The 25,859-nt window shown below is 41.9% G+C and carries 25 protein-coding genes; 15 read left to right on the forward strand and 10 right to left on the reverse strand.

Annotated features, from left to right (window positions below; genetic code table 11):
• Nucleotides 1–57 precede the first annotated feature (57 nt).
• From PSH48_RS04965 to PSH48_RS04975, 3 genes are all read left to right on the forward strand, one after another.
• A complete protein-coding gene (locus PSH48_RS04965) occupies nucleotides 58–648 on the forward strand; it encodes a uracil-DNA glycosylase family protein (protein WP_138579623.1) in 591 nt (196 codons plus the stop codon).
• Nucleotides 645–1,382 carry a phytanoyl-CoA dioxygenase family protein gene (locus PSH48_RS04970; protein ID WP_138579625.1) on the forward strand — a complete coding sequence of 246 codons (738 nt, stop codon included), beginning with the start codon at nucleotides 645–647 and terminating at the stop codon, nucleotides 1,380–1,382. Before PSH48_RS04965 ends, PSH48_RS04970 begins: the two co-directional genes overlap by 4 nt.
• 163 nt (nucleotides 1,383–1,545) lie before the next feature.
• A complete protein-coding gene (locus PSH48_RS04975; protein WP_273611012.1) occupies nucleotides 1,546–3,930 on the forward strand; it encodes a TonB-dependent receptor in 2,385 nt (794 codons plus the stop codon).
• On the opposite strand, the gene PSH48_RS04980 is transcribed toward PSH48_RS04975, so the two are convergent.
• A complete protein-coding gene (locus PSH48_RS04980; RefSeq protein WP_273611013.1) occupies nucleotides 3,914–4,843 on the reverse strand; it encodes a LysR family transcriptional regulator in 930 nt (309 codons plus the stop codon). The genes PSH48_RS04975 and PSH48_RS04980 overlap by 17 nt on opposite strands.
• 90 nt (nucleotides 4,844–4,933) lie before the next feature.
• Between PSH48_RS04980 and PSH48_RS04985 the strand changes: the two genes are divergently transcribed.
• The 3 genes from PSH48_RS04985 (at nucleotide 4,934) to PSH48_RS04995 (ending at nucleotide 8,729) form a co-directional block, all read left to right on the forward strand.
• Complete coding sequence (locus PSH48_RS04985) at nucleotides 4,934–5,740, forward strand: class II aldolase/adducin family protein (RefSeq protein ID WP_273609890.1); 807 nt, start codon at nucleotides 4,934–4,936, stop codon at nucleotides 5,738–5,740.
• Between the two features lie 129 nt (nucleotides 5,741–5,869).
• Nucleotides 5,870–7,855: an AMP-binding protein gene (locus tag PSH48_RS04990; RefSeq protein WP_273611014.1), complete on the forward strand. Its 1,986-nt coding sequence runs from the start codon at nucleotides 5,870–5,872 to the stop codon at nucleotides 7,853–7,855.
• 1 nt (nucleotide 7,856) lies between these two features.
• Nucleotides 7,857–8,729 (forward strand): bile acid:sodium symporter family protein, encoded by an 873-nt coding sequence (locus tag PSH48_RS04995; RefSeq protein ID WP_054982042.1) that lies wholly within the window; start codon nucleotides 7,857–7,859, stop codon nucleotides 8,727–8,729.
• Between the two features lie 57 nt (nucleotides 8,730–8,786).
• Here the strand turns inward: PSH48_RS04995 and PSH48_RS05000 are convergent, their stop codons facing one another.
• Complete coding sequence (locus tag PSH48_RS05000) at nucleotides 8,787–9,695, reverse strand: LysR family transcriptional regulator (protein WP_273611016.1); 909 nt, start codon at nucleotides 9,693–9,695, stop codon at nucleotides 8,787–8,789.
• A 115-nt stretch (nucleotides 9,696–9,810) separates the two neighbouring features.
• Here PSH48_RS05000 and PSH48_RS05005 point away from each other — a divergent pair, with 115 nt between their 5' ends.
• From PSH48_RS05005 to PSH48_RS05025, 5 genes are read left to right on the forward strand one after another with little or no spacing between them, the layout of a single operon-like run.
• Complete coding sequence (locus tag PSH48_RS05005) at nucleotides 9,811–11,031, forward strand: acyl-CoA dehydrogenase family protein (RefSeq protein WP_273611017.1); 1,221 nt, start codon at nucleotides 9,811–9,813, stop codon at nucleotides 11,029–11,031.
• A gap of 9 nt (nucleotides 11,032–11,040) precedes the next feature.
• Nucleotides 11,041–11,862: an SDR family oxidoreductase gene (locus PSH48_RS05010; RefSeq protein ID WP_273611018.1), complete on the forward strand. Its 822-nt coding sequence runs from the start codon at nucleotides 11,041–11,043 to the stop codon at nucleotides 11,860–11,862.
• A gap of 12 nt (nucleotides 11,863–11,874) precedes the next feature.
• Entirely contained in the window at nucleotides 11,875–12,948 is a 1,074-nt protein-coding gene (locus PSH48_RS05015) for a phosphotransferase family protein (protein WP_138579637.1), read from the forward strand.
• Entirely contained in the window at nucleotides 12,948–13,652 is a 705-nt protein-coding gene (locus tag PSH48_RS05020) for a histidine phosphatase family protein (protein ID WP_273611019.1), read from the forward strand. The genes PSH48_RS05015 and PSH48_RS05020 overlap by 1 nt, the downstream gene beginning before the upstream one ends.
• Before the next feature lie 10 nt (nucleotides 13,653–13,662).
• On the forward strand, nucleotides 13,663–14,409 hold the full coding sequence (locus tag PSH48_RS05025; RefSeq protein ID WP_171036111.1) for an SDR family oxidoreductase: 747 nt from the start codon (nucleotides 13,663–13,665) through the stop codon (nucleotides 14,407–14,409).
• Nucleotides 14,410–14,546: 137 nt separating this feature from the next.
• Here PSH48_RS05025 and PSH48_RS05030 read toward each other — a convergent pair whose 3' ends face one another.
• Complete coding sequence (locus tag PSH48_RS05030; RefSeq protein WP_004586261.1) at nucleotides 14,547–15,119, reverse strand: hypothetical protein; 573 nt, start codon at nucleotides 15,117–15,119, stop codon at nucleotides 14,547–14,549.
• A 193-nt stretch (nucleotides 15,120–15,312) separates the two neighbouring features.
• On the opposite strand from PSH48_RS05030, the gene arfB reads away from it, so the two are divergent.
• Nucleotides 15,313–15,726 carry an alternative ribosome rescue aminoacyl-tRNA hydrolase ArfB gene (gene arfB / locus PSH48_RS05035; RefSeq protein ID WP_024033019.1) on the forward strand — a complete coding sequence of 138 codons (414 nt, stop codon included), beginning with the start codon at nucleotides 15,313–15,315 and terminating at the stop codon, nucleotides 15,724–15,726.
• An 81-nt stretch (nucleotides 15,727–15,807) separates the two neighbouring features.
• On the opposite strand, the gene PSH48_RS05040 is transcribed toward arfB, so the two are convergent.
• The 5 genes from PSH48_RS05040 to PSH48_RS05060 form a co-directional block, all read right to left on the reverse strand.
• Nucleotides 15,808–16,857, reverse strand: a complete 1,050-nt coding sequence (locus tag PSH48_RS05040) for a DUF2955 domain-containing protein (protein WP_273611020.1) — start codon at nucleotides 16,855–16,857, stop codon at nucleotides 15,808–15,810.
• A gap of 10 nt (nucleotides 16,858–16,867) precedes the next feature.
• Entirely contained in the window at nucleotides 16,868–17,932 is a 1,065-nt protein-coding gene (locus tag PSH48_RS05045; RefSeq protein ID WP_273611021.1) for an HlyD family secretion protein, read from the reverse strand.
• Nucleotides 17,933–17,940: 8 nt separating this feature from the next.
• The gene (locus PSH48_RS05050) at nucleotides 17,941–18,414 is read right to left on the reverse strand and encodes a MarR family transcriptional regulator (RefSeq protein ID WP_054982034.1); all 474 of its coding nucleotides are present in this window, start codon (nucleotides 18,412–18,414) and stop codon (nucleotides 17,941–17,943) included.
• 119 nt (nucleotides 18,415–18,533) lie between these two features.
• A complete protein-coding gene (locus tag PSH48_RS05055) occupies nucleotides 18,534–19,418 on the reverse strand; it encodes a spermidine synthase (protein WP_029772874.1) in 885 nt (294 codons plus the stop codon).
• Complete coding sequence (locus PSH48_RS05060; protein ID WP_004586267.1) at nucleotides 19,411–20,034, reverse strand: fused MFS/spermidine synthase; 624 nt, start codon at nucleotides 20,032–20,034, stop codon at nucleotides 19,411–19,413. The genes PSH48_RS05055 and PSH48_RS05060 overlap by 8 nt, the downstream gene beginning before the upstream one ends.
• A gap of 168 nt (nucleotides 20,035–20,202) precedes the next feature.
• On the opposite strand from PSH48_RS05060, the gene PSH48_RS05065 reads away from it, so the two are divergent.
• The gene (locus tag PSH48_RS05065; RefSeq protein WP_273611022.1) at nucleotides 20,203–22,293 is read left to right on the forward strand and encodes a TonB-dependent siderophore receptor; all 2,091 of its coding nucleotides are present in this window, start codon (nucleotides 20,203–20,205) and stop codon (nucleotides 22,291–22,293) included.
• A gap of 77 nt (nucleotides 22,294–22,370) precedes the next feature.
• Here PSH48_RS05065 and PSH48_RS05070 read toward each other — a convergent pair whose 3' ends face one another.
• On the reverse strand, nucleotides 22,371–23,246 hold the full coding sequence (locus PSH48_RS05070; RefSeq protein ID WP_273611023.1) for a LysR family transcriptional regulator: 876 nt from the start codon (nucleotides 23,244–23,246) through the stop codon (nucleotides 22,371–22,373).
• Nucleotides 23,247–23,353: 107 nt separating this feature from the next.
• Between PSH48_RS05070 and PSH48_RS05075 the strand changes: the two genes are divergently transcribed.
• Nucleotides 23,354–24,034 carry a hypothetical protein gene (locus PSH48_RS05075; RefSeq protein ID WP_273611024.1) on the forward strand — a complete coding sequence of 227 codons (681 nt, stop codon included), beginning with the start codon at nucleotides 23,354–23,356 and terminating at the stop codon, nucleotides 24,032–24,034.
• 44 nt (nucleotides 24,035–24,078) lie between these two features.
• Here the strand turns inward: PSH48_RS05075 and PSH48_RS05080 are convergent, their stop codons facing one another.
• On the reverse strand, nucleotides 24,079–24,411 hold the full coding sequence (locus PSH48_RS05080; RefSeq protein ID WP_273611025.1) for a gamma-glutamylcyclotransferase family protein: 333 nt from the start codon (nucleotides 24,409–24,411) through the stop codon (nucleotides 24,079–24,081).
• Nucleotides 24,412–24,583: 172 nt separating this feature from the next.
• Here PSH48_RS05080 and PSH48_RS05085 point away from each other — a divergent pair, with 172 nt between their 5' ends.
• Nucleotides 24,584–25,558, forward strand: a complete 975-nt coding sequence (locus PSH48_RS05085) for a transposase (RefSeq protein WP_273611026.1) — start codon at nucleotides 24,584–24,586, stop codon at nucleotides 25,556–25,558.
• Nucleotides 25,559–25,859: the final 301 nt, after the last annotated feature.

The following is a 25,859-nucleotide window of genomic DNA, read 5'->3' on the forward strand; positions in this document are numbered from 1 at the left end:
TCATCAGGTCTAAATGGCCATTTAGAACAAAATTTAAGCATTTAAGGCCAAATTTATATGGATCCGATCAATTTAATTGAGCAAGTTAGTAAATGCGTGATCTGTGAACCTCATTTACCGTTAGGTGCTCGCCCCGTTATACAATTTAATGCCAATGCGCGTATTTTAATTGCCGGCCAAGCACCGGGCCTAAAAGTACACGAAACTGGCAAGCCCTTTAACGATGCCAGCGGAAACCGCCTACGCGAATGGCTTGGGCTAAGTGTTGATGAGTTTTATGATCCGCAAAAAATAGCTATTTTACCTATGGGCTTTTGTTACCCTGGTAAAGGTAAGTCGGGCGACTTACCCCCGCGTAAAGAATGTGCACCTGCTTGGAGAGCGCAATTACTGGCCGCTCTGCCAAATTTAGAGCTAACAATCGTGCTCGGTAAATACGCGCAGGCTTATCATTTACCGCATACTAAAAACAGGCCCTTAACCGAGTTAGTAAAATCGTGGCGTGAATATTGGCCGGAGCATTTGGTGCTACCACACCCAAGCCCACGCAATAATATTTGGCTTAAAAAGAACCCATGGTTTGCACAAGATGTACTGCCAGAACTTGCTGAGCGCGTTGCTGCAATATTAAATGAAGAACCACAATGAACAACTATAAATCAAACGGTTATATGCTTGTAAAGGGGCTTTACAGCACCGAAGAGCTAAATAAAATTAAGCTCCTAGTTAATGCCTTTCATACACAGTGGAAGGTTAATAACCGTGAGTTTTATCAATCCCGTGCCATTAATAGCTCGGGCATAACAAATAGTGAATATTTAACAGCGCAGCAAAACGAAACCTTATTTAGTTTAATAGCTGATAACAAATTAATTAAGTGTGTAAAACAGGCGATTAGTGAGCCACTGTTTTTAAATACTCAGTTATTTTTTAATCCCGTTAATGTTACACAAAAAAATTATTGGCATCGCGATATGCAATACCATTTAAATGTGCAAGAGCAACAAGCTGCGTTAAACGGGCCCGACGTAGTGCACTGCCGATTAGCCCTTGAAGACGAACCAGGTATAGAGCTTGTGCCCCACTCGCATAAAAATTGGGATACACCAGAGGAGCTAAATGTACGTTTTGCAAAAAATAATAAACTGCCAAGCGATAACCTAACTACAGGCAAAGTCATTAAACTTAATGCGGGAGACTTACTGTTGTTTTCAGCCAATATGATTCACCGAGGCTTATACGGCAAAAACCGCTTAGCACTGGATATTATTTTTTGCGAAAATGCGCCACAGCTTACTGCCTTTATCAATGCAGCAAACACCCCAAGCTCGGCAATAGCAAATAAAACCGCTAATCCGCAAGTATTTTTTAACCCACTTTAAACCCGCTATAACCCCATTTAAGACAACACTTTTTCGCTTAACTATAAATATTACTAATAGTGCTGAATAAATAAACATCACTGTTATTTATTTTAAGACTCGTCAGTATGAAATAGACGCAAAATTATCCAATAAAAATAACCTCTATAATGGAGTTGCAGCTATGACAACTGAACACACACAGTCACACACACGTTTAAAACCTGCTTTTTTAAAACAAAAAACACTTACTTTATTTACGCTCAGCGCATTAAGCGTGGGCATGGCACAAGCTGGCGAGCAAAAAATAAATAAAAGTGAGCTTGAAACCATTACCGTCACCTCGCAAAAGCGGGTCCAATCGCTACAAGATATTCCTACCTCTATTCAAGCGCTTTCTGGCGACTACCTCGAGCAAAACAGTGTTGACGATTTACTCGCCCTAAGCGAAAACCTACCTAACGTGCATATAACCGAAACCTCAAGCAGCAAACGTATTTTTGTACGCGGCATAGGCTCGGGTACTAACTCAGGCTTTGAGCAATCGGTTGCTATGTATAAAGATGGCGTGTATTTAGGGCGCGGGCATCAGGCTAAATTTCCATTTTTAGATATGCAGCGCCTTGAGCTTATAAAAGGCCCGCAGTCGGTTATGTTTGGTAAAAACGCCACAGCAGGAGCCTTTAGTATGATCTCAAATTCGCCAACCGATGTACTTGAAGGCAACGTATCGGCAGAGTTTGGCTCTGATAACGAAAAGCGCTTTACAGGCGCTATAAATATTCCTATTAACGATGATTTAGCCATTCGTATTGCCGCGTTTGATCATTCTGTTGATGGCTTTTTATATAACCAAGCGCGCCAAAGTGATGAGCAATCTAACGACTCATCAGGTGCACGTTTATCAATAGATTGGCAAATAAACGATGATATAAACGCATTGTTTAAGTGGGAACACGGTGAGTTTGAATCGCATGGCTCGCGCTACCAATACATTATTGATACTCCCAACCGAGATTTACAAATAGCAAATGACCCTACTAACCCAGGCAATGTAGGGTATCGTTCACTTTTATTAAGCGACAACTCTGGCCTTGATTACACAAGTTCGGTATCGGGCGATGGTCACCTAGGTGGGCTTAATGAGCAAAGTAAAACCACGCTTGATAACGCATCACTTAAATTAACCTATAACCATGGCGAATACGAATTTACCTCTGTAACCACCTATAGCGAGTACGATTGGGACTCAACCTTTGACGCGGACTTTTCAGAAGTTCCGCTTATAAAACAAGACTACTTAGAAAACTATAACCAGTTTACGCAAGAGTTTAGAGTAAGCTCGCCAACAGGGCGCACGCTTGAATACGTAGCGGGCATTTTTTACATGAGCAGCGAGCTTAAACACCCGAACGATATATTATTTGGCGCATCGTTACTTATTCCTGATTTAGTGGGTACATCATTGGGCGTAAATGCGCTGTTTGATCAAGACCAACAAAGCTACTCAGCATTTACCGCCCTTACTTGGAATGTAAACGCGCAATGGCGCGCTAATTTTGGTCTGCGTTATCAAAAAGAAGAAAAAGAAGTAAGCAGCGTACAAAGTGTGTATAGCGTATTTGAGCCAAACACACCGCATGCCGTACAACAATTTGCCAATGCCGCTGCGCCCACTATTGCAGGGCAGCTCTCAGGCGCGGGGGTACATAACCTTAACGCTAAGCGTGATGAATCGCACTTATCACCCAATATTAGTGTGCAGTATTTAGGGTTTAACAACACCATGTTATTTGCAAGCGCTGGCATAGGCTACAAAGCCGGTGGTTTTGATGGCTCTGGCTTAAATGGCTCACAAGGTAATACGGTTGATGAAAACTCAGGCTTTGAGTTTGACGACGAAAAAGCCACAAACTTTGAGTTTGGCATAAAAGCCGAGCCAATTAAAAATACTCTACAAGTAAATGCTACACTGTTTTACACCCTGTACGATGACCTACAAGTATCTGAATTTAATGGTAATGCATTTGTAGTTAAAAATGCCGCCGAAACCAAAGTAAAAGGGATTGAGCTCGATTCGCGCTGGGCAATAAATCAAAGTTGGCAGCTATCGGCAAACCTTGCGGTGCTTGATTTTGAATACGAACAATACGCCAGTGCATCGCCAACGGTTATGCAAAGCGAGCTACTTGGCCAAGCATTTCAAAATTTAACCGGGCAAACGGGCGCGTTTGCTCCCGACTACTCAGGCAATATAGCGATTGATTACAATACCGAGGTATTTTCTAATTTAACTTTAAATAGCAATTTAGCGCTTAACTTTAGTGACGATTACTTTTTAGAGCAAGATCTTGACCCAATAGCCAAGCAAAGCGCTTTTGAAAAGTTAAATTTACGCATAGAGCTAGGTAGCAGTGAAGGAGATTGGTCGGTGGCGTTATTGGCCAAAAATTTAACCGATAAACACACTTTTTCGCAGGCCAACGATGTGCCAGTAATTAGCTACGCACACCGTTTTTTATCAGAGCGTGGGCGCAGTTATCACGCACAATTTAATTACCGCTTTTAAGTTTGTCAGCAGGGATAAGTTGCTGGGCTAAACCTAGCAGCTTTTCTCGCATCCAACTATTTACTAAATCGTCATCGGCTTGTTCGTGCCAATACATGTGCACGGGCATTAACGGCACATCAAACGGCAAGCTAGTTACATGCACAGGCATTTGCTCTTTTAATACCTGCGCGTACGCGTTTGGCATGGTCATTATCATGTTGCTTTGGCTAATCACTTTAGTCGCCGCAAAATAATGCTCACATTTAAGCACTACATTACGGGCAAGTGCATGCTTTGCCAGCGCCATATCAATAATATCTACCTGCGCACCTTTTAACGACACCAACGCGTGCGATGCCTTTGCGTAATTTTGTACGGTTAAGTCATTTAATATTGGGTGATCGTGCCTACAAATTAGCGAAAAATGCTCATTACAAATAAAGGTGTTTTTTATGTGGTTACTGGTAGGGGTAAGCACATCAATGACTATATCGAGCTCTTGGTTTTCGAGTGATTTTTCCATATCAACATGCGACACCTGTCGGCTGTTAATTGTTATATTGGGGGTGTTTGTGAGTAGGTCGCTCATTAGCGGCGGAAAAAATATCGATTCTAAAATATCTCTAAAGCCAAATTTTATTTCGCGCTTAAAGGCGGCTATATCAAAAAGCCGTTCGTTATTTAAGGTTGACTCTAATACCTGCACCGACTCAATAACTTGCGCTATTATTTTTTGGCAAAAAGGTGAGGGCACCATACGCCGCCCGTGGCGAATAAATAATGGGTCGTCAAACTTTTCTCTAAGGCGAGAAAGCGCATGGCTAACAGCAGGTTGCGTTAAATGCAGTTTATCCGCTGCAGTGGTAATACTGCCCTCTTGATATACCGTTTTAAGTATTACAAACAGGTTTAAATCTATCTTTCCATGCATAGTATTTATGTTTAACCATTAATTAACATCACTTCTATTTATCTTAAGCGAGACTAAACTAAAGTCAACAGAGTTTAATTTAGGATTATTATGAGCAATACACTAGAGCAGCAAGCCGCAAAAATGACCATAGGCAGCGACAAATTTAAACTTATTATGCCGCCTAAATTTAACACCCTAAACGAGCAACGCAGCTACGAAAAACAACGCCTAGCCGCAGGCTTTAGAGTATTTGCTATGTATGGCTTTGATGAAGGACTTGCTGGGCACATAACACTTCGCGACTGCATAGAGCCCGATACCTTTTGGGTAAACCCTGTGGGTATGCATTTTTCGCATATTAAAGCGTCAGATCTTATTCGGGTTGATCATAAAGGTAATATTATTGAAGGCAGCACACCGATTAATAACGCCGCGTTTGCTATTCATTCACGCATACACATGGCACGACCCGACGTAAACGCAGTAGCCCATGCCCATACACGTTATGGCCGTGCGTTTTCGGCATTAGGAGAGTTACTTAAACCAATTTCGCAAGATGCCTGCGTATTTTACGAAAACCACAGCGTATTTGATGTATTTAGCGGCGTAGTGGCCGACAGCGAAGAGGGCGATATGATAGCTAAGTCACTGGCTGATCACTGCGCTGTTATTTTGCAAAACCATGGTTTACTTACCGTTGGTTCGTCGGTTGATGCCGCAGTTGCCAATTTTGTATTGCTAGATAGCTGCTGCCAAAGCCAATTATTAGCGCAAGCCGCAGGCGAGCCTAAGCTTATTTCTCACGATGTTGCGCTACACACTAAACAAGCCAATGGCTCAGAGCTAGTTACATGGGGGAACTTTCAGCCCATGTATCAGGTTGTTGCCGCAAAAGATAACAGCTTTTTAGATTAAAACACTGGCAATAGCTTAATTTTGATAGACTAAAATTTGCGCGGTAATGGCCCACACACCCAAAGCCGCGTATAAATACTATGCACTCACACGCAAACACACACATTATAAAGATACGTTGAGGGTTTTATGAATATAACAACAATTAAAAACCACGCCGATGTTGGCAATTTAAACCTTGCGGAAATATCACCAGAGCAACTTCCTCGCTCTACTTATCATGCCATTTTACAATCGGCAAAAAACTTTGGTGATGCAACCGCTATTGAATACATTTTAGATGGCGACTGCATTAGCGAAGCGCAAATTCCGTTTGCAAAAAAGCTTATTCACCGCATTTTAATGACCTTTAAAGGTAAAAGCTTTGCTAATCCGCACCGTAAAATGAGTTACAAAGCGCTTGCCAATAACGTAACAGGGCTTGGCAATGCATTGCACTCGTTGGGTATAACAAAAACCGAGGTAACCTCGCTGGTGCTACCTAACTTCCCTGAAACCTATGTGTCGCTTTGGGCAGCAGAGGCCGCTGGCATTGCAAACCCCATAAACCCCTTGCTTGATGAGTCCATAATGAAAGAAATTATGATCTCAGCCAATACCAAAGTAATTATTGCCCTAGGCCAAGTCCCTGGTAGCGATATTTGGCAAAAAGTAATGGCAATTAAAGAGCATATACCCGGCCTAAAAGCGGTTATTAGCTTATTTGGTGACGACATAGCGTGCTCGAAAAATAATAAAGTACCCGTGTATGGGTTTAAAAAGTTACTCGCGGCGCAAAGTACGCAAGCAGCTAATTTTACTTTGCCTGAGCAAAACGATGTGTGCGCGTATTTTCATACGGGTGGTACCACCGGCCTACCAAAACTTGCCAAGCACTTACACTTAAACCAGCTTACCAATGCAGGGCAGGTTAATTTACTTTCGCCAGTAAACGCAGGCGATACCATGCTAGTAGGTTTGCCCATATTTCATGTAAATGCGGCAGTGGCAACAGGCATAGCCTCAGTTATGAAAGGCTGTAAAATTTTACTCGCAAGCCCTTCTGGCTTTAGAGGTAAAAACATCATTCCAAACTTACTCACCCTAATTAATAATTACGATGTAGCCGTTATGACCGCCGTACCTACGGTTTACGCTGCTATGGTTGAGCAAATTACCTCGCAAAAAATATCGGTGCCACCGCTTAAAATGAAGTTTGCCATTTGTGGGGCCGCGCCGCTTTCATCAGATTTACAAGCCCTGTTTACTAAACTCACAAACACCCCACTGGTAGAGGGTTATGGCTCAACTGAGGGCAGCTCAGTAAGTACGTTAATGCCTGTAAACCCAATTAATAAAGAGGCTTCTGTAGGGCTGCCAATACCTGGTATTACGCTTAAAATTGCCGATATAAACGAGCAAGGTACGCTTGTTAAAATTTGCGATACACTCGATGTCGGCGAAATAATAATAACCGGTAATAACGTATTTCCCGGTTACGTAGAAGATGCGCATAACCAAGGCGCATGGGTAGTTGATGAAAACGGCCAACAGTATTTTAGAACCGGCGATTTAGGAAAAATAGATGAGAGCGGGTATGTATCTTTATGCGGTAGACAAAAAGAGCTAATAATACGTGGCGGGCACAATATAGACCCCAAAATGATAGAAGATGCCGCAACCAGCCACCCCGAAGTAACACTTGCAGCCGCCGTGCCACGCCCCGACAGCTACGCAGGAGAAGTGCCGGTACTTTACGTAACGCTTAGCCCACATAGCACGCTTAAGCTTGATGATCTCACCGCGTATGTTAGCGCCAACATACCTGAGCGGGCAGCAATACCAAAAGCTATTTATATAATTGATGAAATACCGCTTACTGCCGTAGGTAAAATTTATAAGCCCGAATTGGTTTGCCTAGAAATAAAACAAACCATTACAGAGGCTCTTAGCGAGCAATTAATCAACAAAACCGTGCAAATAAATGTGTTTGCTGATAAAAAGTTAGGCATAAAAGCCACAATTTTAGTTAATGAAGATGAGTTAAACGCGCTGCAACAACAGATAAAAACGCTGCTAACCCCGTACTCATTTAACTACGAAGTGCTGGCATTAAAAACAACAGAGGCCGTCTAATTTGAACGCATCATTTTTAACAGAAATCATACTCCCACTCGCTCTTGCCCTTATTATGTTTGGCATGGGGCTTGGGCTTACAGTTGGCGACTTTACGCGGCTTTTTAAAAAGCCCTTAGCAATTGCTATGGGCTTACTAGGCCAAATTATTGCCATGCCGCTACTGGCTTTAGGTTTGTGTTATTTACTTAATTTACCCACGCCTATAGCAATAGGGTTAATGATTTTAGCCGCGTGCCCAGGTGGTACTATGTCAAACGTAGTGAGCCAGCTGGCAAAGGCTAATTTAGCGCTTTCGGTAAGCTTAACCGCTGCCTCAACCGCTATTAGCATTATTACCACCCCGTTTATTATTGGCTTTGCCATGCACCAATTTGCGCCGCAAGACGATGCTAACTTTTCTATATTAACTACATCGCTTGGCCTGTTTGTAATCACCTTAGTGCCTGTAGCCATAGGGATAAGCCTGCGCCATTTTAAAAGCGAATTTGCGATTAAAAGCGAGCCGTTTTTTAGGCGTTTTTCGTTATTTTTTATGCTCGCCATGATAGCCGCGCTAGTAATAAAAGAACGCGCCTTACTGGCAAGCTCGTTTGATGCTGTATTTTGGGCCTGCCTTGCATTAAATATTGGCTCAATGGTCATTGGCTTGCTCATAGCTAAACTTTCAAACCTTAACCTGACCGATTCACTAACACTTGGGATTGAGGTAGGGATTCAAAACGCATCGTTGGCTATTTTAATTGCTATAAGCTTTTTAAATAAGCCCGAATACGCAGTAACAGGCGGTGTATATGGCCTTGCCATGTTTATTGGGCCGCTGTTATTAATTGCTGGGCTTAAGTTTAAAAACAAACGCCTTGTAAACGCTTAAAAAATAATGCGAAGCGCCAAGTTTAGTTCACTAAGTTTGGCGCTTTTTTTATAGCTATTAACGTTTAAAAATAGGCTGCACTTGTCCGCGTAACCATACTAAAGCGTCGTCTTTATCAGTACTTTGATGCCAATATAAATGCTGATAAATAGCAGGCATAGTGGTGGGCACGGGCCGTGCTATTAGCGTGTCGTCTAGCAATTGACTGGCAACCATTGAAGGCAAGGTGAGTAAAAATGGCGCGTCTTTTATTACCTCTTTCGCGGCAAAATAATTTTGACAACGTATAGCCACCTGCCTATTAAAACTCAATTGCAATAACGCAATATCTTCAATAACAGTACCGGTTGCTCGGTTAGATACCGCAACATGCTTAGCCGCTAAATAATTATCTATATTGAGTTGGTTTTTAAGCGGGTGGTTTTTTTTCATGAGTACACAAAAGTGATCACTTGAGAGAACAGCATGGCTAATGGGCGCTTTTATTGGCCGTGCTATATCAATTGCCATATCTATTTGATGATTAGCTAATTGCTTATGCATATCTTCGCGGCTTAATTTTACGCTCGCTAAGCTTGCATTGGGAGCATGTTTTGCCAGTGCAAGTTGCAATTTAGGCAAAACAATAGGCTCTATTGCGTCGTGCAGGGCTATTTTAAAAGTTTGTGCAGTGGTCGCTAAATTAAAATCACCGCAGGCTTGTAGCACTTGGCGTAATTTTTCGAGTAAATCTATTAGCTCGGGTGCCATACGTTGGCACGCAGGGGTGGGCAGCATTAATTGCCCTTGGCGCTCAAATAACGGATCGTTTAATACACTGCGCAAACGTTTTATAGCATGGCTGACTGCTGAGGGCGTTATGTACAGCACCTTTGCGGTTTCGCTCATGTTTTTTTCACGGTATAGACATTCAAATATTTTAAGTAAATTTAAATCTAACTGCTGAATATTTTTAGCTTCAATCATTATTACCCGCTCACACTATGAATGTAATTCACACTTAACTGGTAATATATTTCATTTAATTCATTAGGGCGAATGTTTTATGCTGGGTTAACTAAAAAATAAACAGGCAACCCTAATGAACTTTGAGCCAAGCCAAAAAAGCCAAGACTACCTAAAGCGTGTAACCGCCTTTATGGATGAACACGTATTGCCTATTGAGCAAGCAGTAGTTGCGCATAACCATGCTAAAAATAATTCAAACGATTGGGCCACTTGGCAGTTAAGTGAGCACATTGAGCCATTAAAAACGATAGCAAAAGCCGCTGGCCTGTGGAACTTATTTTTACCCGATGCAGAACTAGCACAAGGCTTAACCTGCTTAGAGTACGCCCCTATTGCAGAGCAAATGGGTAAATGTTTATTTGCATCAGAAATATTTAATTGTAACGCCCCCGACACCGGCAATATGGAAGTGCTTTATCACTTTGCAAACGATGAGCAAAAACAACAGTGGTTGACCCCATTATTAAATGGCGATATTCGCTCAGTATTTGCCATGACCGAGCCCGATGTCGCTTCATCAGATGCGACAAACATGCAAGCAACCATAGATGTTGATGGCGACGAGCTTATTTTAAATGGCAAAAAATGGTGGACCACCGGCCTTGGTCATCCTAATGCACAGGTGGCTATTTTTATGGGGCTTTCTAACCCCGAAAACGATAAACACAGCCAGCATTCAATGGTACTTGTGCCGCTAAACACACCCGGTGTAAACATTAAGCGTATGCTAAGTGCCTGTGGCGATTTTGATGCCCCCTACGGCCACGGCGAAATGGAATTTAATAACGTACGCGTACCAAAACAAAATCTTATTTTAGGGTTAGGCAAAGGTTTTGCCATTGCACAGGGGCGCTTGGGCCCTGGGCGAATTCATCACTGTATGCGCGCAATTGGTGCAGCAGAGCGCTGTTTAGAGCTCATGATTAAACGCGGGCTGTCGCGCAGTGCTTTTGGTAAACCCTTACTTAAATTAGGCGGTAATTTAGAACGCGTAGCGCAAGCGCGTATGGCAATAGATCAAGCTCGTTTATTAACCCTGCACGCGGCATGGAAAATAGACACTCAAGGCGTTAAACACGCCATGACCGAAATATCGAGCATAAAAGTAGTAGTGCCTAATATGCTGCAAATGGTCTCAGATATGGCAATACAAGTGTTTGGTGGCGCTGGGGTGTCGAGCGACTTTCCTATAGCCTCGTTTAATGCAATGGGGCGTATTTTACGCCTCGCAGATGGCCCAGACGAAGTACATATGGGCATGGTTTCGCGCCTCGAACTTAACAAATACCGCTAAGGCAACACCATGAAAACACGACTAATAATAACAGGTGGAGCCACAGGGCTGGGTAAAGCGTTAGCCCTGAGTTACGCAAGTAATTTGGGCGCTAACTTACAAATTTGTATTGCCGATATAAACGCCGAGCGTGCAGCTACAACCATTCGTGAGCTGCAAGCACTAAAAAGCGATGCTTTTTTTTACGCCTGCGATGTAACCAAGCAAGCAGATGTAAAGGGGCTTTACGATATTATCCAAACCAAGTGGCAGGGCGTAGATATTGTTATAAATAATGCAGGCGTTGCCACAGGCGGCTCGCTTGAGGGCGAATCGCTTGAGCAATGGCAGTGGATTATGGATATTAATTTGCTCTCTATGGTGCGGGTGTGCCAAACGTTTTACCCCGCCTTTGTGCAACAAGGCGGTGGCTACTTTATTAATATAGCTTCACAAGCAGGGCTTACCCCTATTCCGTTTATGAGCAGTTATAACGCCGTAAAAGCGGCGGTTATAGGTTTTAGCGAAACCCTAAAGCTCGAACTCGCCCACGATAATATAGATGTAAGTGTTGTGTGCCCGAGCTTTTTTAAAACCAATCTTGATGAATCCATGCGCACCAGCGAGCCGGCCATGAAAACCATGCTTAACCGTGCCTTTGAGCGCTCCCCCATAAACGCAGAGCAAGTTGCCGATATTATTTATCAGCAGTCGCTTAAGCGCCCATTTTTAATTTTGACCCATAAATTAGGTAAACAGGCCTTTTTAATGAAAAAACTACTCCCCATTGAGTGGTACATTAAAAGCATGCTGAAAAAAACACGCTCTATGCAACGTTTAAAATCAAAATAATAAAGGCTAGCAATGAACACACAATTATTAGATCAAGCCAAAAACGTACGCCAAGGCGAAGAGCTCGACACACAAAAAGTAGATGCCTGGCTTAAACAGCACCTTACACAGTTAACTGGTGAGCCAAGTGTTACTCAATACGCAGGGGGGGCATCAAACTGGACCTACTGCCTAGAGTACCCAGAGCAATCGCTTATATTACGCCGTGCTCCCAAAGGCACCAAAGCCAAAGGCGCACACGATATGGCCCGTGAATATAAGCTGCAGCAAGCGCTAAAACCAGTTTACAGCTATGTGCCAAATATGGAGGCGTTTTGCGACGATGAAAACATACTCGGCACCGACTTTTACGTTATGGAAAAGCTTACGGGGATAATTCCGCGTAAAAATTTACCACGCGGATTAACCCCCACGCCCGAGCGCACCAAAAAGCTGTGCGAAAACGTACTCGACTGCCTAGTAGAATTACACAAAGTAGATTACAAACAGGCCAATTTAAGCCATTTAGGCAAAGGCGAAGGCTACACCCAGCGTCAAATTAGCGGCTGGAGCGAGCGCTTTACTAAAGCCAAAACTTGGAATGTACCCAGCGGTAAAAAAGTCATTAAATGGCTCGAAAACAACATGCCAAGTAACGAGCGTATTTGCATAACACATAACGATTTTAGGTTTGATAACGTTGTGCTTGATGCAAACGACTACACCAACGTACTGGGTATTTTAGATTGGGAACTTGCCACCCTTGGCGACCCACTTATGGATTTGGGCAATACATTGGCTTACTGGGTAGAGCCAGGAGATGACTTTTTAGCCCAAGCCACGCGCCGTCAACCCACTCACTTAGAGGGCATGCTAACGCGCAAAGAAGTGGTGGCCTACTACTGTAAAAAAATGAATATAACCGTAGATGACTTTACCTTTTACGAAGTGTACGGGCTGTTTAGACTTGCCGGCATTGTGCAGCAAATTTATTACCGCTATCACCATGGGCAAACTAAAAACCCTGCCTTTAAACACTTTTGGGTGTTTGTACATTACCTTTTATGGCGCTGTAAAAAAGCCATTAACAACCAAGGTAAAGTCTAATGTGCATTTTATATTTAGTACGCCACGGGCAGGCCAGTTTTTCGGCTGATAATTACGATACGCTCTCAACAAAAGGGCAACAGCAAGCCACACTACTGGGTGAATATTTAGCACAAAAGCAGCTTACGCCCGATGCTGTATTTGCAGGCAGTATGCTGCGCCATAATCAAACCGCAGAGCTGAGTTTAGTAAGTGCTAATAATGTGCCGGTACTAATAAACGATGCGCGATTAAACGAGTACGATCACGAACATATTTTAGCGGTTTATAACCCACAGCTTGCCACCCCAAGCCAAGTTCGCGCGGCACTTAGCAAGCAAGCCGAGCCTATGGAATACTTTAAAACGGTATTTATTAGCGCCATACAGCAATGGGTACTCAATCCCGACAGCACTCAATATAACGAAAGCTTTAATGCATTTACTGCCCGTGTACTTGGCGCGCTTGAACAAATAGCCAATGAAAACCACGGTAAAAAGGTACTTATTTACACCTCTGGCGGGCCTATTAGCATTATAACCAGCCATTTAATGGGGCTAAAGCTCGAGCGCTTTATTGATATTAATTGGAGCTTAGTAAACGCAGGCGTAACCAAAGTAGTGGCGCGCGGCAAAGGAAAAAATCAAAAATTAACGATAAGCAGTTTAAACGAGCATCACTTTTTAGAGTGCCACCCACAACAAAAATTAATTACATACACCTAAGGATCTAATTATGCGCAAAAACATACTAATAACAGGTGCAAGTTCAGGCTTAGGCAAAGGCATGGCAAAAGAGTTTGCAAAACAAGGTTGTAATCTTGCTTTATGTGCTCGGCGCTTTGAGCTATTAGAGCAGCTAAAAAGTGAGCTTGAACAAATAAACCCAAATATAACCATTAGCATAAAAGTGCTTGATGTTAACGACCACGAGCAAGTATTTAGCGTATTTAACGCCTTTAAAGATGAGCTTAACGGCCTTGATAGAGTGATTATAAATGCTGGTATGGGCAAAGGGGCTTCTATTGGTACGGGTTATTTTAATGCCAACAAACAAACCGCACAAACTAACTTTGTGGCCGCACTTGCGCAGGCTGAGGCCGCAATGGAAATTTTTAGAGCGCAAAACCATGGTCATTTAGTGACTATTTCATCTATTAGTGCTGTACGTGGTTTTAGGCGCGCCATGACCGTTTACGCCGCCACTAAAGCGGCTATTACCTCATTAAGTGAAGGCATACGCATAGATGTAATGCACACGCCTATAAAAGTAAGCTGCGTACACCCAGGTTTTATAAGAAGCGAAATAAACGAAAAAGTAAAAACAGTGCCGTTTATTGTTGATACCGAAACTGGCTGCAAAGCACTGGTAAAAGCAATAAATAAAGAAAAAGCCAACAGTTTTGTACCAAGCTGGCCGTGGGCATTTCTGCATTGGATTTTACGAATAGCACCGCTGAGTACAATTCGTAAAATGTCGTAATTATACCAATCAGCAATAATACTTAACCATTTAATTATGCGGATTGGTATTGTTTGAGATTTAGGCATTAAAAAAGGTGGCAAATGCCACCCTTTATGTACGTGTTTACTTAACCTACGTTTAGGTTATTTGTAAAATTATAGTAGTGCAAAAATCTTTTGCAGCTGTGGCATGTACTCGCTCACAAGCTCAAGGTTGTTTTCGCTTACTAGTGGGTCTGTAGATTCTTCAGCCGCGCTTGAAGCCTTACCAAACGAGCCCATTAACGAGCTAGCGTCACTGCTTTTAGCACTTTTAAGGCTTTGCAGGCCACCCATTACTTTATTTGCTGTTTCTTGGTTTTCAGCTGAAAGACCCGACTTAAGGTTTTCGATGTAAGCCATAGATACTTCTGAGCCAACAGATACTAATTCTTCAGGCGAAAAACCGTAACGGTTAGTAATATCGGCAAAGCTTTTATATAAGCCTTGCTCTTTAATCATGCTTAATGCGCTATTAGCAAGAGAGCTTTGCTCTTCAACATTTTGATCTGCAGAGCCACCTAGCATGCTTGCTAAATCTAGGTTTTTTAACGAATCTTGACTGCTAGCCCAGCTAGAAACAGCCGGCAGTGCTTTCATGTAGCTTTGTAATTGGCCTTCGCTAATATCTTCTGCAAGGCTTGAAAAACTCATTGCTAATAAGCTAAGTGATAAAATTATTTTTTTCATTGGGCGTTTCCTATTATTTAATTAAAGCCATTAAAAACTAAATGTAAGCGCTTGCCAATACATAACTAAAGTATTAGGTGTATTTAGGCTATAAAGTAGTATAAATACTTTAAAGTTCTATAACTTAAGCTGATTCAGCACAAATATAGTTACAAATGTTATACTGCATTTTTGTCGATAAGAGCTGAACGTAATGTTAACTATTTCAAATACTGTCACTATAGATGAATGGGAACTAGAGCTAACTGCTATACGTTCGCAAGGTGCCGGTGGCCAAAACGTTAACAAAGTAGCCAGCGCCATTCATTTACGCTTTGATATTAACCGCTCAAAGTTACCCGATTTTTACAAAGAACGTTTATTAAAGCTAAACGACTCTCGGATCACCAAAGAGGGCGTGGTGGTAATTAAAGCCCAAAGCTTTCGCACCCAAGAGCTTAACCGAGAAGATGCACTAAAACGTTTAAAAGATTTAATTTTAAGTGCAACCAAGGTAAATAAAGCCCGCCGCGCAACCAAGCCAAGCCGTAACTCGCAGCGCAAGCGCATGGATAAAAAAACCAAACATGGGCAAACCAAAGCCCTGCGCGGTAACATTAAGTTATAACTCACTAAGTTTATAAGGCTTTACAGTAAAGTATGCTTAATTTACGCCTACAGCTAATAGTTAAGCGTAGGCGTGAGTGGGCTATTCGTAGGTATGATGGCGGGTGGCACTAAAGCGATTTAATATATGGTGCATTACATACACCGCAGATAGACTGGCCACAATAGCCACCGCAACAGAGCTAAAGCGATACATGGCGCTATAAACAAGGTCTTGCCCGGGGCCTAGTGAGTTGCCAAACAAAATACCAAACGTGGTTAACACACCAAATCCTATGCCCGGAGCGCCGCCACCAATAATATGAAAACGGCTAAATACAAACGACAACGTCCACAGTATAAGCACCGGAAACAATAAAAAGTCAGAGTGATTATACAATAACACTTGCGCCAACAGCGCGGCATTACAGCCAATTAATGTACCAATAGCGCGCTGCCAACCGGCCATACCTGCGGCTTTCCAGCACAGCGAAAACAAAATTAATACCGATGAGGCTTGCGCCGATATTGAATCTTGTAAATCGAGGACTTGAAACGCCACAAACGAAAGCGTAGCAACCGTTGCGCATAATAATACCTCATGGCGAATGCTTTCTTTAGCTTTAGCGGGTACCGCCCTCACGGCACGCGCGGTTACATCAGGAAAAACACAATGCATAACAAACGCTATAACAATAGAGAGAACAGTAGCCAAACCATTACTTAAAATAAGCGGGTATACACTACTTTTACCGGTTACATAGCTTGAAAAATGCAGCTGAATTGACAACCCAACCACGCCTAGTGCGCCAAATAAAAAAGCCGCACCTGAGCTCATTTGATAAAACAAAAAGCAAAACGCTAAAAATACGATAATGGTCATCAGTACCGGAAGGTGCGAAAACAAGCCCTGCATTATTAAAACCATTGGAATACTAATGGCGGCACTGGCTAAAAACTGGCGCACAATGCTTTTATTTAACACCGGCACTAAACCAAGTAGCAACATGGGGTAAACAGTAAAAAATATACCGTATGGCCAGTTCATTAATTTACTAATAGTAAATCCTATGGTGCAACCACCGGCTATGCGTAGCGCTTGGCGTAAACCGTTTGAGTCTAATTGCGGTGCTTGGCTAACAACTTGAGTCATACGGCCTCCATTAATAAATGTAGTGTAGCCAGCTAATAAACCTAATTTGAGCCGACGCTAACCATTGCCCAATTGTTGACTCTGGCAATAGTTGCACAGTGGCACGGGCACCACTTGGCATATTAGCAATTAATTTAGCATTATCTGGCATCACTAAATGAATACGCTGGCGCTGAGCATCGCGCACCCAACGATTACTGGTTTCGGTACTACTAAGCGAGCCATTTGCACTGAGTTGCCCATCGCTTACGCCTGCCTCAAACGTGCTTATATGCGCGTTGTAAACCTCACCTGGGCGGCTATCAAATACCACTCGCGCCAAACTACCTGGTTTCATATTTAGTAATGATTTTTCTCTAAAATCGGCAACAAGGTCGGCCTTATTAGCCACTATAGCTAAAAGCGGGCTACCCGTTACCGCATATGCGCCATCAAGTAGTTGTAAGTTAGAAACCACACCAGCGCTTAGCGCACGCACTTGGGTGTACGATAAGTTAAGCTCGGCTTGTGCTAATTGGTTTGCAGCATGGCGAAGCGCTAAGTTTTGCGCGCCGCTTTCGCCTCGGGCAAGTACGGCTTCTGCCAATTGCGCTTCTAATGAGGCGACATTTGATTTACTTGCTTCAAAGTTAGCTTTAATGCTTTCAAGCTCTTGCTCTGAAATAGAGCGCTGCTTAAATAATGCTTCGCCACGGTTATTAAGTAATTGCTGTTCGTGCAGCTTTGCCTTGGCCGCCGAAATTTGCGCCTCCAGTGCTTTTACATTGGTATCTAAACGTTTGTTTTGTAATTTAGCGTCGTCAAGGGCAAGCTGTGCCTGCTCTAGCGCTAATTTATACGGGCCTGAGTCTATTTCAAACAATACATCCCCAGCTTTTACGGTTTGATTATTATTAACCAATACCTTAGTAACACGGCCATTTATTTGCGGGGCAATTTGCACCACAGGATGATAAACCCGCGCTTGCGGCGTTACCGGCATAAACATGTCGGCAATTAAATAGTAAATAAATATAACAACAAAACCCGCTAACGAGAGCCTTACATAACGAGTAAATTTTTGATCTGGTGTCATTGTGTCTCTTACTCTTTACTTTGATTTTTAATACAGTTTAGTGCGTTTTTTTCCATATTGACGATGCCATAAGCAAGCGCATCGAGTTGCTGTGTGCTTAGCCCGCTGTATAGCTGGCTTTTAATATCAATGAGTTTTTCGTTTAGCGACTGTAAAATTGCCCCACCTTGCTCGGTAAAGTAAATTTTTTTACTGCGTTTATCGTGCTCATCAACTTTACGGGTAATTAATAGCTGCTCTTCTAATTGCTTTAATGTGCGAGTAAGCGAGGGCATTTCTATTCCTAAACTCTGCGCAAGCTCAAGCTGTGTTATGCCCTCGCCCAACATATTTATATGAGTTAGCGCCGTCCAGCGCGATTGCGTAAGCCCTAAAGGTTCTACAGCTAAAGTGATGGCCTCGCGGCACAGCCTATGAACCCGCCCCATGTTACCAATAATGGTTAAATCGAGCGTTTCGTGAAAAGGTTTTTGAGTAGTCATAACCACCTCAAATTAGTTAGCATGCTAAGTATTTTAGCATTAGTTAGCGTGCTAAGTAAATATTGAGGGGTGTGGCAAATAAAAAAGCCCCAAGGCTGGGGCTAAATAAATTTGTGGATTTAAAAATTAAGGAGGTTAGCAGGGGAGTACTGATCGGTAAGCACTTTTGTATTGGCAGGCCAATCTTGCTTGTTTTTGGTACTTTGCATATAGGTACTAATTGCTTTTAAATCTACATCGTATTTTTTTAAACGCGGGTTAAGTGCTTTAATTCGCTGATTAATTTGCGCCTCAGTAGGCATAGAGTTTACACCCGCCAAAATAATACGGTTAGAACGATTAGCACGGCTTACGTTAATAAAATCGCCAAACACGGCGTGGTAAGTTGCCGACTCATGCTCGTATAATTTACTGCTCGAAAACGTATTAGCGGCAATTACACCGCCCTCGGCCAATACGCTTTTTACCTCTTCAAAAAACTCTTTGGTGAGTAAGTGCTCAGGAATATAATCGCCGTTAAACGCATCAAGAATAATCCAATCGTACTTTTGCTTTTTAATGGCTGCGCGCTTTATAAATATACGCCCGTCTTGCACGCTTGAGGTGACCGCATCGTTTTCTATAAAGTTAAAATAGTTACGGGCTACTTTTAAAACTGCGGGATCTATTTCAACATTATGAATTTTAGCAGCAGGGTAAAGCGCATGAATGACATTAGAAAGCGTACCGCCACCTAGGCCAATAATAAGCACATTTTTAGGGTTGTCGGTTACTAAAAGGCTGGCAAACGTAAGTTTTGTATAATTAAAAACCAGTTTGTCGGGGTTGTTTTTGTACATACAGCTTTGGCTGGTTTGGCTACTTTTTGTATTAAATTTTAAGCAGCGAAGGTCATGTGTTTCATCAACAATAATATTGCGATATAAAGAACGCTCCTCGTGCACTACATTACTGTGCGCCGCAACCGAAAACAGTACCGCTAAAAATAATAAACAGTTACGCATGGGCAAGCTCCTTATTACCAGCAAGGCTATTAACAGTAATTGCCAGCACACCTAACAGGCCCAAGGTTAACGCAAAGGCACTTATAATGGTGTTTACATCAAACGCCAGTACAAAGTAAAACGAGGTAATAATAGTCCCTAAGGCGCTGCCCAACGTGCTTACAAAATATAAAATACCCGCCACTTGGCCACTTTTATGGCTGTCGGTGACTAATAAACGCACCGAGTAAGGCGAGATCATGCCTAAAATAACGGTAGGAATAAAAAACAACGCCGTAGAGGCAAGTAACGAGCCGTAGCGTGTATCTTCAATGTGGGTAAAAATAAACTCCATTATTGGCTGCGAAAAAAGCGCAATAGGCACCACCATAATACTGGCAGTTAAAAATATTAAGCCATATTTTGTAAGCGAAGCATTTTTAGTACTTAGCTTACCGCCAAGTAAATACCCAAAAGAAAGGCTAAGCATAAATACGGTAATTATGCTGCCCCAAATGTGCACACTACTGCCAAAAAAAGGCGCTAAAATACGCCCGCCTAATAGCTCAATACCCATAATGCAAAAGCCACTGCAAAAGGCTAAAAAATAGATTAACGCGTTTGTTTTTATACTCATGTAATTATCGTTATGTAACCTAAAGAGATCTCCATACTAACGTGATGGCTCGGCAGTCGCTAGTGCATTAATTAATCGCTCTGTGATTTTTTAAAAAGTTGTTTTGTTATAAAGTAACACATGTTAAACTTGTTGTTATAATATAACACCTTCGATTTCCCTATTATCATGAAGTATTCTTTAGTTTATTTAGCCTGCTTAGGCATAAGTGCGCAATCAGTGGCGCAAGAGCAAAACGACGAAATTGAAAAAATATCGGTTACTTATAAACAAGCATACCGTGGCGACATTCCTCAAAAGCAAATGCCGCAATCTATTGTAAGTGTTAGCAGTGATGCGCTTGATCAAAAAGGCATTACTAAATTACAAGACGCGCTCGATTTTTCGGCCAGTATTTCGCGCAAAAATAACAGCGGCGCACTATGGGATAGCTTTTCTATTCGGGGTCTTTCGGGTAACGAAAACATGCCATCGGGCTATTTAATTAATGGCTTTAGCGGTGGGCGTGGTTTTAGCGGCCCGCGTGATGTATCTAACATTGATTACATTGAAGTACTAAAAGGCCCTGGCTCAGCGCTTTATGGGCGCTCAGAGCCCGGCGGTACTGTAAATATTGTGACTAAAAAGCCACAGTTTGAGCCGCAAGGTGAGCTAAAACTAAGCTTAGGCAGCGACAGTTTTAATCGCGTTGAAGGCGATTACACAAACGGCATTAACGATACCACCGCGTTTAGAATAAATGGCGCGTGGCAAGATAGCGACAGCTACCGCGATGAGGTGTACACCAATAAAAAGGTAATTACGCCGTCTATTTATCATCAAATAAACGCATCAACCAGTGTGACTTATGAGTTTGAATACGTAGATTTAGCGCAGTTATTTGACCGTGGTGTTGTCGTACTCGATAACGATTTTGACACCGTACCAAGCTCGCGCTATTTAGGTAACCCAAACGATGGCGACACGCAGGTGTATTCACGCGGGCACCAAATTACTTTAAATCACGATATTAACGATGAATGGTCGTTAGTGGCCGGTGCAAACTACCGAAGCTCTACGTTAACGGGGGTTTCGTCAGATGCTGAGCTTTCGCCATCGCGCCAATCGTTATTTGACGATGGCCGCACACTTACTCGACAGCAGCGTTATCGCGACTACGAAGTAGAAGATTTAAGTGTAAAGTTTGAGCTAAGCGGCAGTGTAGACACTGCTGGTATTACGCATCATTTATTACTAGGAGCCGATGCATACAAGTACGATTTACGCACTGCGCTTTCTCGCTATCGAGGCGGTAACGGCACTTATACCGTTGATATTTTTGAGCCAAATTACGATGTTGAACGCCCAGCAGTAAGCCTGCTTTACGAAAACGACGAAGAGCAAAAAGCATACGGTATTTATGTTCAAGACCAAATGGATATTACCGATAAATTTAAGCTATTAGTGGGCCTAAGGTTTGACAGCGTAGACCAAGATATTTTAGAAACCAACAGCGGCGTGTTTTCAACAAGCTCTGAAAGCCAAGTAAGCCCGCGTGTTGGCGTAGTGTACGAGCTAAATAACGCAATCACTTTTTACAGCAGTTACTCAGAAGGCTTTTTGCCACTGAGTGGCACAGATGCAAGCGGCGACCCGTTTGGTTTTGAATACAGCGACTCGTTTGAAGTTGGCGCTAAGTTTGAATACTTAGGGATAAACGGTACTGTGGCATTTTTTGATGCGTCTAAAAGTAATATGTTAGTGGCAGACCCTGTAAACGTTGGTTTTTCAGCGCCTATTGGTAAAGCCGATAGTAAAGGGTTTGAGCTTGATTTAAACACCTATATTACTGATTCAACCGCGTTTAACTTATCGTACGCCTATATAGATGCCACCACAGCAAACGACATTATTAATGCCGATTGGGGCGTGCCAATTGAAAAAGGCAGCCCGCTGGTTAATGTACCAAAAAATAACTTAAACCTTACGCTTAGCCACCAAACAGCGTTAATGGGTAAAGAGCTTGAGTTTGGTGCAAGCTACCAATACACCAGCAGCCGTTTAGGTGATGCCGCCGATTTAAGCTTTAGGTTACCGAGCTACCAATTAGTAGGCGTGTTTGGCAACGTTAACTTAACCGAGCAAACCGAGCAAACCGAGCTTAATATAAGTGTTAATAACATTTTTGATGAAGATTACGCCGAAAGCAGCTACAACGCTTTATGGGTTTATCCTGGTGAGCCAACTCAATTTAAAATGTCGTTAGCGTATAATTTTTAATAGCTAACAAATTAAAGTTTTCATCCTAAAGCGTCTTAATGTAGTGGTTAAGGCGCTTTATATTTTTAAGCGCTTTTTTATAAAGAATGCATAAGTTTATTAAGCCAACCATCGGCCTTTGAAGGTTTGTATATCATTACAATGCTTTCACTGTAGTGACTGTTAACCCCCTTTACAGTTAATTTTCTAAGCCCTAAATCATCAATCACAAAGTTAGGTAAATACGCCAACGCCAAGCCACTTTGTACCACCTCTATTAATGCACTGTAATCGCTACATCTAAATACAATATTACGCGGTGCAATATCATCTTGCCAGCCGTCGGAGCCTATACCTTGCTCAAGGCCGCACAGGGGTGAAAACAAAGGGCATGCAAAAGCAAGCTCTAGTAATTGATCTTTATTAAGCGTTAAAGAGCCAGTTTGTACTAGCTGATGCGAAGCATGCGCAGCCACACTAAACCCAGTATTAAATACATCAACCGCCACTAAATTAGTATGTGAGCTGTTATTTAATGCCTCGCGAGTTACTAGCGCAATATGCGCAGCGCCTGATGCAACTTGGCTTATGGCTTCACCTTCAAACACATTATTAATACGTACCGAACAGGGCAGGTTACTCAGGGGGGTAAGTAACTTTTTTAAGCCACTTTTAAGTAAAATGGCAGGGCCTGCAATAACTGCATTAAATTTATGATTATCGCTTTTAAAACGGCTAGTAAGCTGCTGGTAATTATGTACTAAATCACTACTGTGCTTAACAAACTCTTTGCCTTTATCATTAAGTACCAAGGTTTTGCCCACACGATTAAACAACTCCGTGGCTAAGTTTGCCTCAACCTTTTTTAGCGTTTTAGACAGCGCTCCTGGGGTAATATTAAAATGCTTAGCGGTTGTGTGCAGGTTTTGCGAACTCGCCATATGAATTACTTTTTCAATGTCATCTAAATGCATAGCGCCAAACCGTATTGATTAAAAGGAAACAGCTAACAACTTATTATCGATTATTTATATATATAAATCAGCTTATAGTGACGCTATATTTATTTTTGAGCATTAACATGAAACACATACTGCTAATTTTTATTTTATTTTCAAGCGCAGCACTAGCAAGCGACCCTCAGCACAAGGCACACAACACACATAAAGCCCACAGCTATGTGGGGTTTCATGGCATGGCGCTTATATTAGCCGGCGATAAAGTACTTGCTAGCCACATGCCGTTATACGCCCCCCCACACAACTACCAAGTAGTGTACGAAGTAACTACCAATGACACCCATCTTAAAATAATCAAAAAAGCACTGAACGAGTCACTAAAAAAACAAAGTCAGATCACCATTTTACCAACCAAATTTGATTTAAATTTATTAATAAATAAGCTGACACCCACATTAAATACCACTGTGTTTAATGGCCATTTTGAGCGCGGAGGTACGGCTTTGTTTTCGACAAAGCTGACCTTTAAAAATCCGTTATATGTAAAAAAGATCGCTATAACACAACCTGAAAAAGAAGAGTTTGATTTAATAAAGGTTTCAGCAGAGCAGGGGGTGGTAATTCATAAAATACAAAGTAAACCAAGCTATGACTCACTCAGTTTAGTAGCACTAACTAACGGAAAATATAATGGCCAGTTAAAATGTGATGCGCCAGTAACCACAGCGCTTGCAAGTAAGCTAAAGGCCTGTTTTAAAAGCGTACCAAGCTATTTAGAAACTCGCGATTTTGCAGTTAATTAAAAAATTATAGCAGCGCTTTAGCTTAAAAAGCGCTGCTATATAAATTACTTAACGTTAAGAGCATATACATTTGCCTGAACGTATTCGCCGTTTAACAATTTTATTTGCGTTAAAATGCGTGAGTACGCATCGCCTTCAAATTCATCGAGCACATGCCAGTGATCTTTTAAATTAGTTGAGCTAAACACATAGCCTTTTATCTCTTGGCCTGTTTCGTCTAATACCAGTGCAGGAAAGCCCATTTTGGCGCCCCAGCCCTCGTTAATTAAACTGCCAACCACACTGCCTTGCTCAAACGTACCGCCAATATTGGCAAGAATATGCTCGTTCGGGTGCCCTGGGCATAAGGTACCATATACAAATAACGCTTCTAACACGTAAACTCCTAAATTAAGGCTAATGATTATGTTTAACTAAGCTAAAGCTTAACTAAATATGAAAAAACTCACGAGTGAAATTTTACTTTTACAATGACACCCACCTTTATTTTTGCACTTTACGCAATAAGCATCTACTTTTTTAATTGGTTCATCAAAAGCTAGGTGCTACATGGCTATTGCAAGAAAACGCCAAATAAGTTTGGCAGATACAAAATATTATCACTGTATTTCGCGCTGTGTACGTCATGCTTATTTATGCGGTGAGGATTCATTAACGGGTAAATCTTATGAACATCGAAGGGGCTGGGTAGAACAAAAGCTATTTAGCCTCGCTAAAATATTTTGTATTGATATATGTGCTTATGCAGTTATGAGTAATCACACGCATATTGTACTTTATGTTGATGATAAAAAAGCAAATAGATTAAATGACAAAGCCATAGTGCTGCGCTGGCATAAGCTTTGTAAAGGTACACCACTAACGCAAAAGTTATTACAAGGTGAGAAGCTTAGCACTACTGAGCGATACTTTTTAAGCCAAACTATTATTCAATACAGAGAAAGGTTATCTAGCATTAGCTGGTTTATGCGCGTTTTAAACGAACACATTGCTCGTAAAGCAAATAAAGAAGATAAATGCACTGGCCGATTTTGGGAAGGGCGATTTAAATCACAAGCTCTCCTTGATGAAGCAGCCCTTGCAGCTTGCATGGCTTACGTTGATTTAAACCCAATAAGAGCAAAAGTAGCTAAAACCCCCGAGTGCTCAAACTTCACCAGCGTGCAAAAGCGCATTCAGGGCGCTAAAAACGCAAAACAACCCAAACAACTTTTAAAATTTGCAGGTAAACCCTGTAAATTTATGCCTAAAGGTTTACCGTTTGAGCTTAAATGTTACCTCGAATTAATTGAGCTGACAGGCCGTATTATTCGCGATGACAAACCAGGTTTTATTGAAAACACACAGCTCCCTTTATTAGAAAGAGTAAACATATCGCCAGAGAATTGGTTAAAACTCACAAAAGACTTTACACGCGTATTTCATGGCGCTGTAGGTAAGCCGCAATCACATGTAAATTACTGTGAGCATTTAAATAAAAAGCGACGAGTTAATTTTAGTAATTGCGAAAAGCTACTAGCCTAAAAAAACCTTCTTTCATTTAAAAAACAGCCTAAATGCTGGTTTCAGCGTGCCCTCAATTTAGTTAACTACATAAATAGCAGCACATTTTTAAAATAACCGCAGTATATGCCTTGAGCTTACGTGTTTTTAAATTAGGCATTTAATTAAGTCGATTTTTTGAAATAATTAAAATGGGTGTCATGTTAAATAAATTATATTCTTGTGAAGAATTTAAGATGGGTGTCATTTTAATTGAGTTTATATTTCATATAAAACAGCCTCGCTACAAGAATTAAAAGTAAGGCAATTTTGCCAGCAGCTT

Source organism: Pseudoalteromonas sp. Angola-4, from assembly GCF_028599265.1.
Classification (GTDB): Bacteria; Pseudomonadota; Gammaproteobacteria; order Enterobacterales; family Alteromonadaceae; genus Pseudoalteromonas; species Pseudoalteromonas atlantica.

Excerpts from the sequence above, each read along its gene's own strand:
- PSH48_RS04970 (WP_138579625.1), top strand. The coding sequence starts at position 645 with ATGAACAACTATAAATCAAACGGTTATATGCTTGTAAAGGGGCTTTAC.
- PSH48_RS05085 (WP_273611026.1), top strand. The coding sequence starts at position 24,584 with ATGGCTATTGCAAGAAAACGCCAAATAAGTTTGGCAGATACAAAATAT.
- PSH48_RS05030 (WP_004586261.1), bottom strand. The coding sequence starts at position 15,119 with ATGAAAAAAATAATTTTATCACTTAGCTTATTAGCAATGAGTTTTTCA.
- PSH48_RS05055 (WP_029772874.1), bottom strand. The coding sequence starts at position 19,418 with ATGCGTAACTGTTTATTATTTTTAGCGGTACTGTTTTCGGTTGCGGCG.
- PSH48_RS05000 (WP_273611016.1), bottom strand. The coding sequence starts at position 9,695 with ATGATTGAAGCTAAAAATATTCAGCAGTTAGATTTAAATTTACTTAAA.
- PSH48_RS05050 (WP_054982034.1), bottom strand. The coding sequence starts at position 18,414 with ATGACTACTCAAAAACCTTTTCACGAAACGCTCGATTTAACCATTATT.
- PSH48_RS05070 (WP_273611023.1), bottom strand. The coding sequence starts at position 23,246 with ATGCATTTAGATGACATTGAAAAAGTAATTCATATGGCGAGTTCGCAA.
- PSH48_RS04990 (WP_273611014.1), top strand. The coding sequence starts at position 5,870 with ATGAATATAACAACAATTAAAAACCACGCCGATGTTGGCAATTTAAAC.
- PSH48_RS05075 (WP_273611024.1), top strand. The coding sequence starts at position 23,354 with ATGAAACACATACTGCTAATTTTTATTTTATTTTCAAGCGCAGCACTA.
- arfB (WP_024033019.1), top strand. The coding sequence starts at position 15,313 with ATGTTAACTATTTCAAATACTGTCACTATAGATGAATGGGAACTAGAG.
- PSH48_RS05005 (WP_273611017.1), top strand. The coding sequence starts at position 9,811 with ATGAACTTTGAGCCAAGCCAAAAAAGCCAAGACTACCTAAAGCGTGTA.
- PSH48_RS05015 (WP_138579637.1), top strand. The coding sequence starts at position 11,875 with ATGAACACACAATTATTAGATCAAGCCAAAAACGTACGCCAAGGCGAA.
- PSH48_RS05040 (WP_273611020.1), bottom strand. The coding sequence starts at position 16,857 with ATGACTCAAGTTGTTAGCCAAGCACCGCAATTAGACTCAAACGGTTTA.
- PSH48_RS04985 (WP_273609890.1), top strand. The coding sequence starts at position 4,934 with ATGAGCAATACACTAGAGCAGCAAGCCGCAAAAATGACCATAGGCAGC.
- PSH48_RS05060 (WP_004586267.1), bottom strand. The coding sequence starts at position 20,034 with ATGAGTATAAAAACAAACGCGTTAATCTATTTTTTAGCCTTTTGCAGT.
- PSH48_RS05025 (WP_171036111.1), top strand. The coding sequence starts at position 13,663 with ATGCGCAAAAACATACTAATAACAGGTGCAAGTTCAGGCTTAGGCAAA.
- PSH48_RS04965 (WP_138579623.1), top strand. The coding sequence starts at position 58 with ATGGATCCGATCAATTTAATTGAGCAAGTTAGTAAATGCGTGATCTGT.
- PSH48_RS04975 (WP_273611012.1), top strand. The coding sequence starts at position 1,546 with ATGACAACTGAACACACACAGTCACACACACGTTTAAAACCTGCTTTT.
- PSH48_RS05020 (WP_273611019.1), top strand. The coding sequence starts at position 12,948 with ATGTGCATTTTATATTTAGTACGCCACGGGCAGGCCAGTTTTTCGGCT.
- PSH48_RS05065 (WP_273611022.1), top strand. The coding sequence starts at position 20,203 with ATGAAGTATTCTTTAGTTTATTTAGCCTGCTTAGGCATAAGTGCGCAA.
- PSH48_RS04980 (WP_273611013.1), bottom strand. The coding sequence starts at position 4,843 with ATGCATGGAAAGATAGATTTAAACCTGTTTGTAATACTTAAAACGGTA.
- PSH48_RS05045 (WP_273611021.1), bottom strand. The coding sequence starts at position 17,932 with ATGACACCAGATCAAAAATTTACTCGTTATGTAAGGCTCTCGTTAGCG.
- PSH48_RS05010 (WP_273611018.1), top strand. The coding sequence starts at position 11,041 with ATGAAAACACGACTAATAATAACAGGTGGAGCCACAGGGCTGGGTAAA.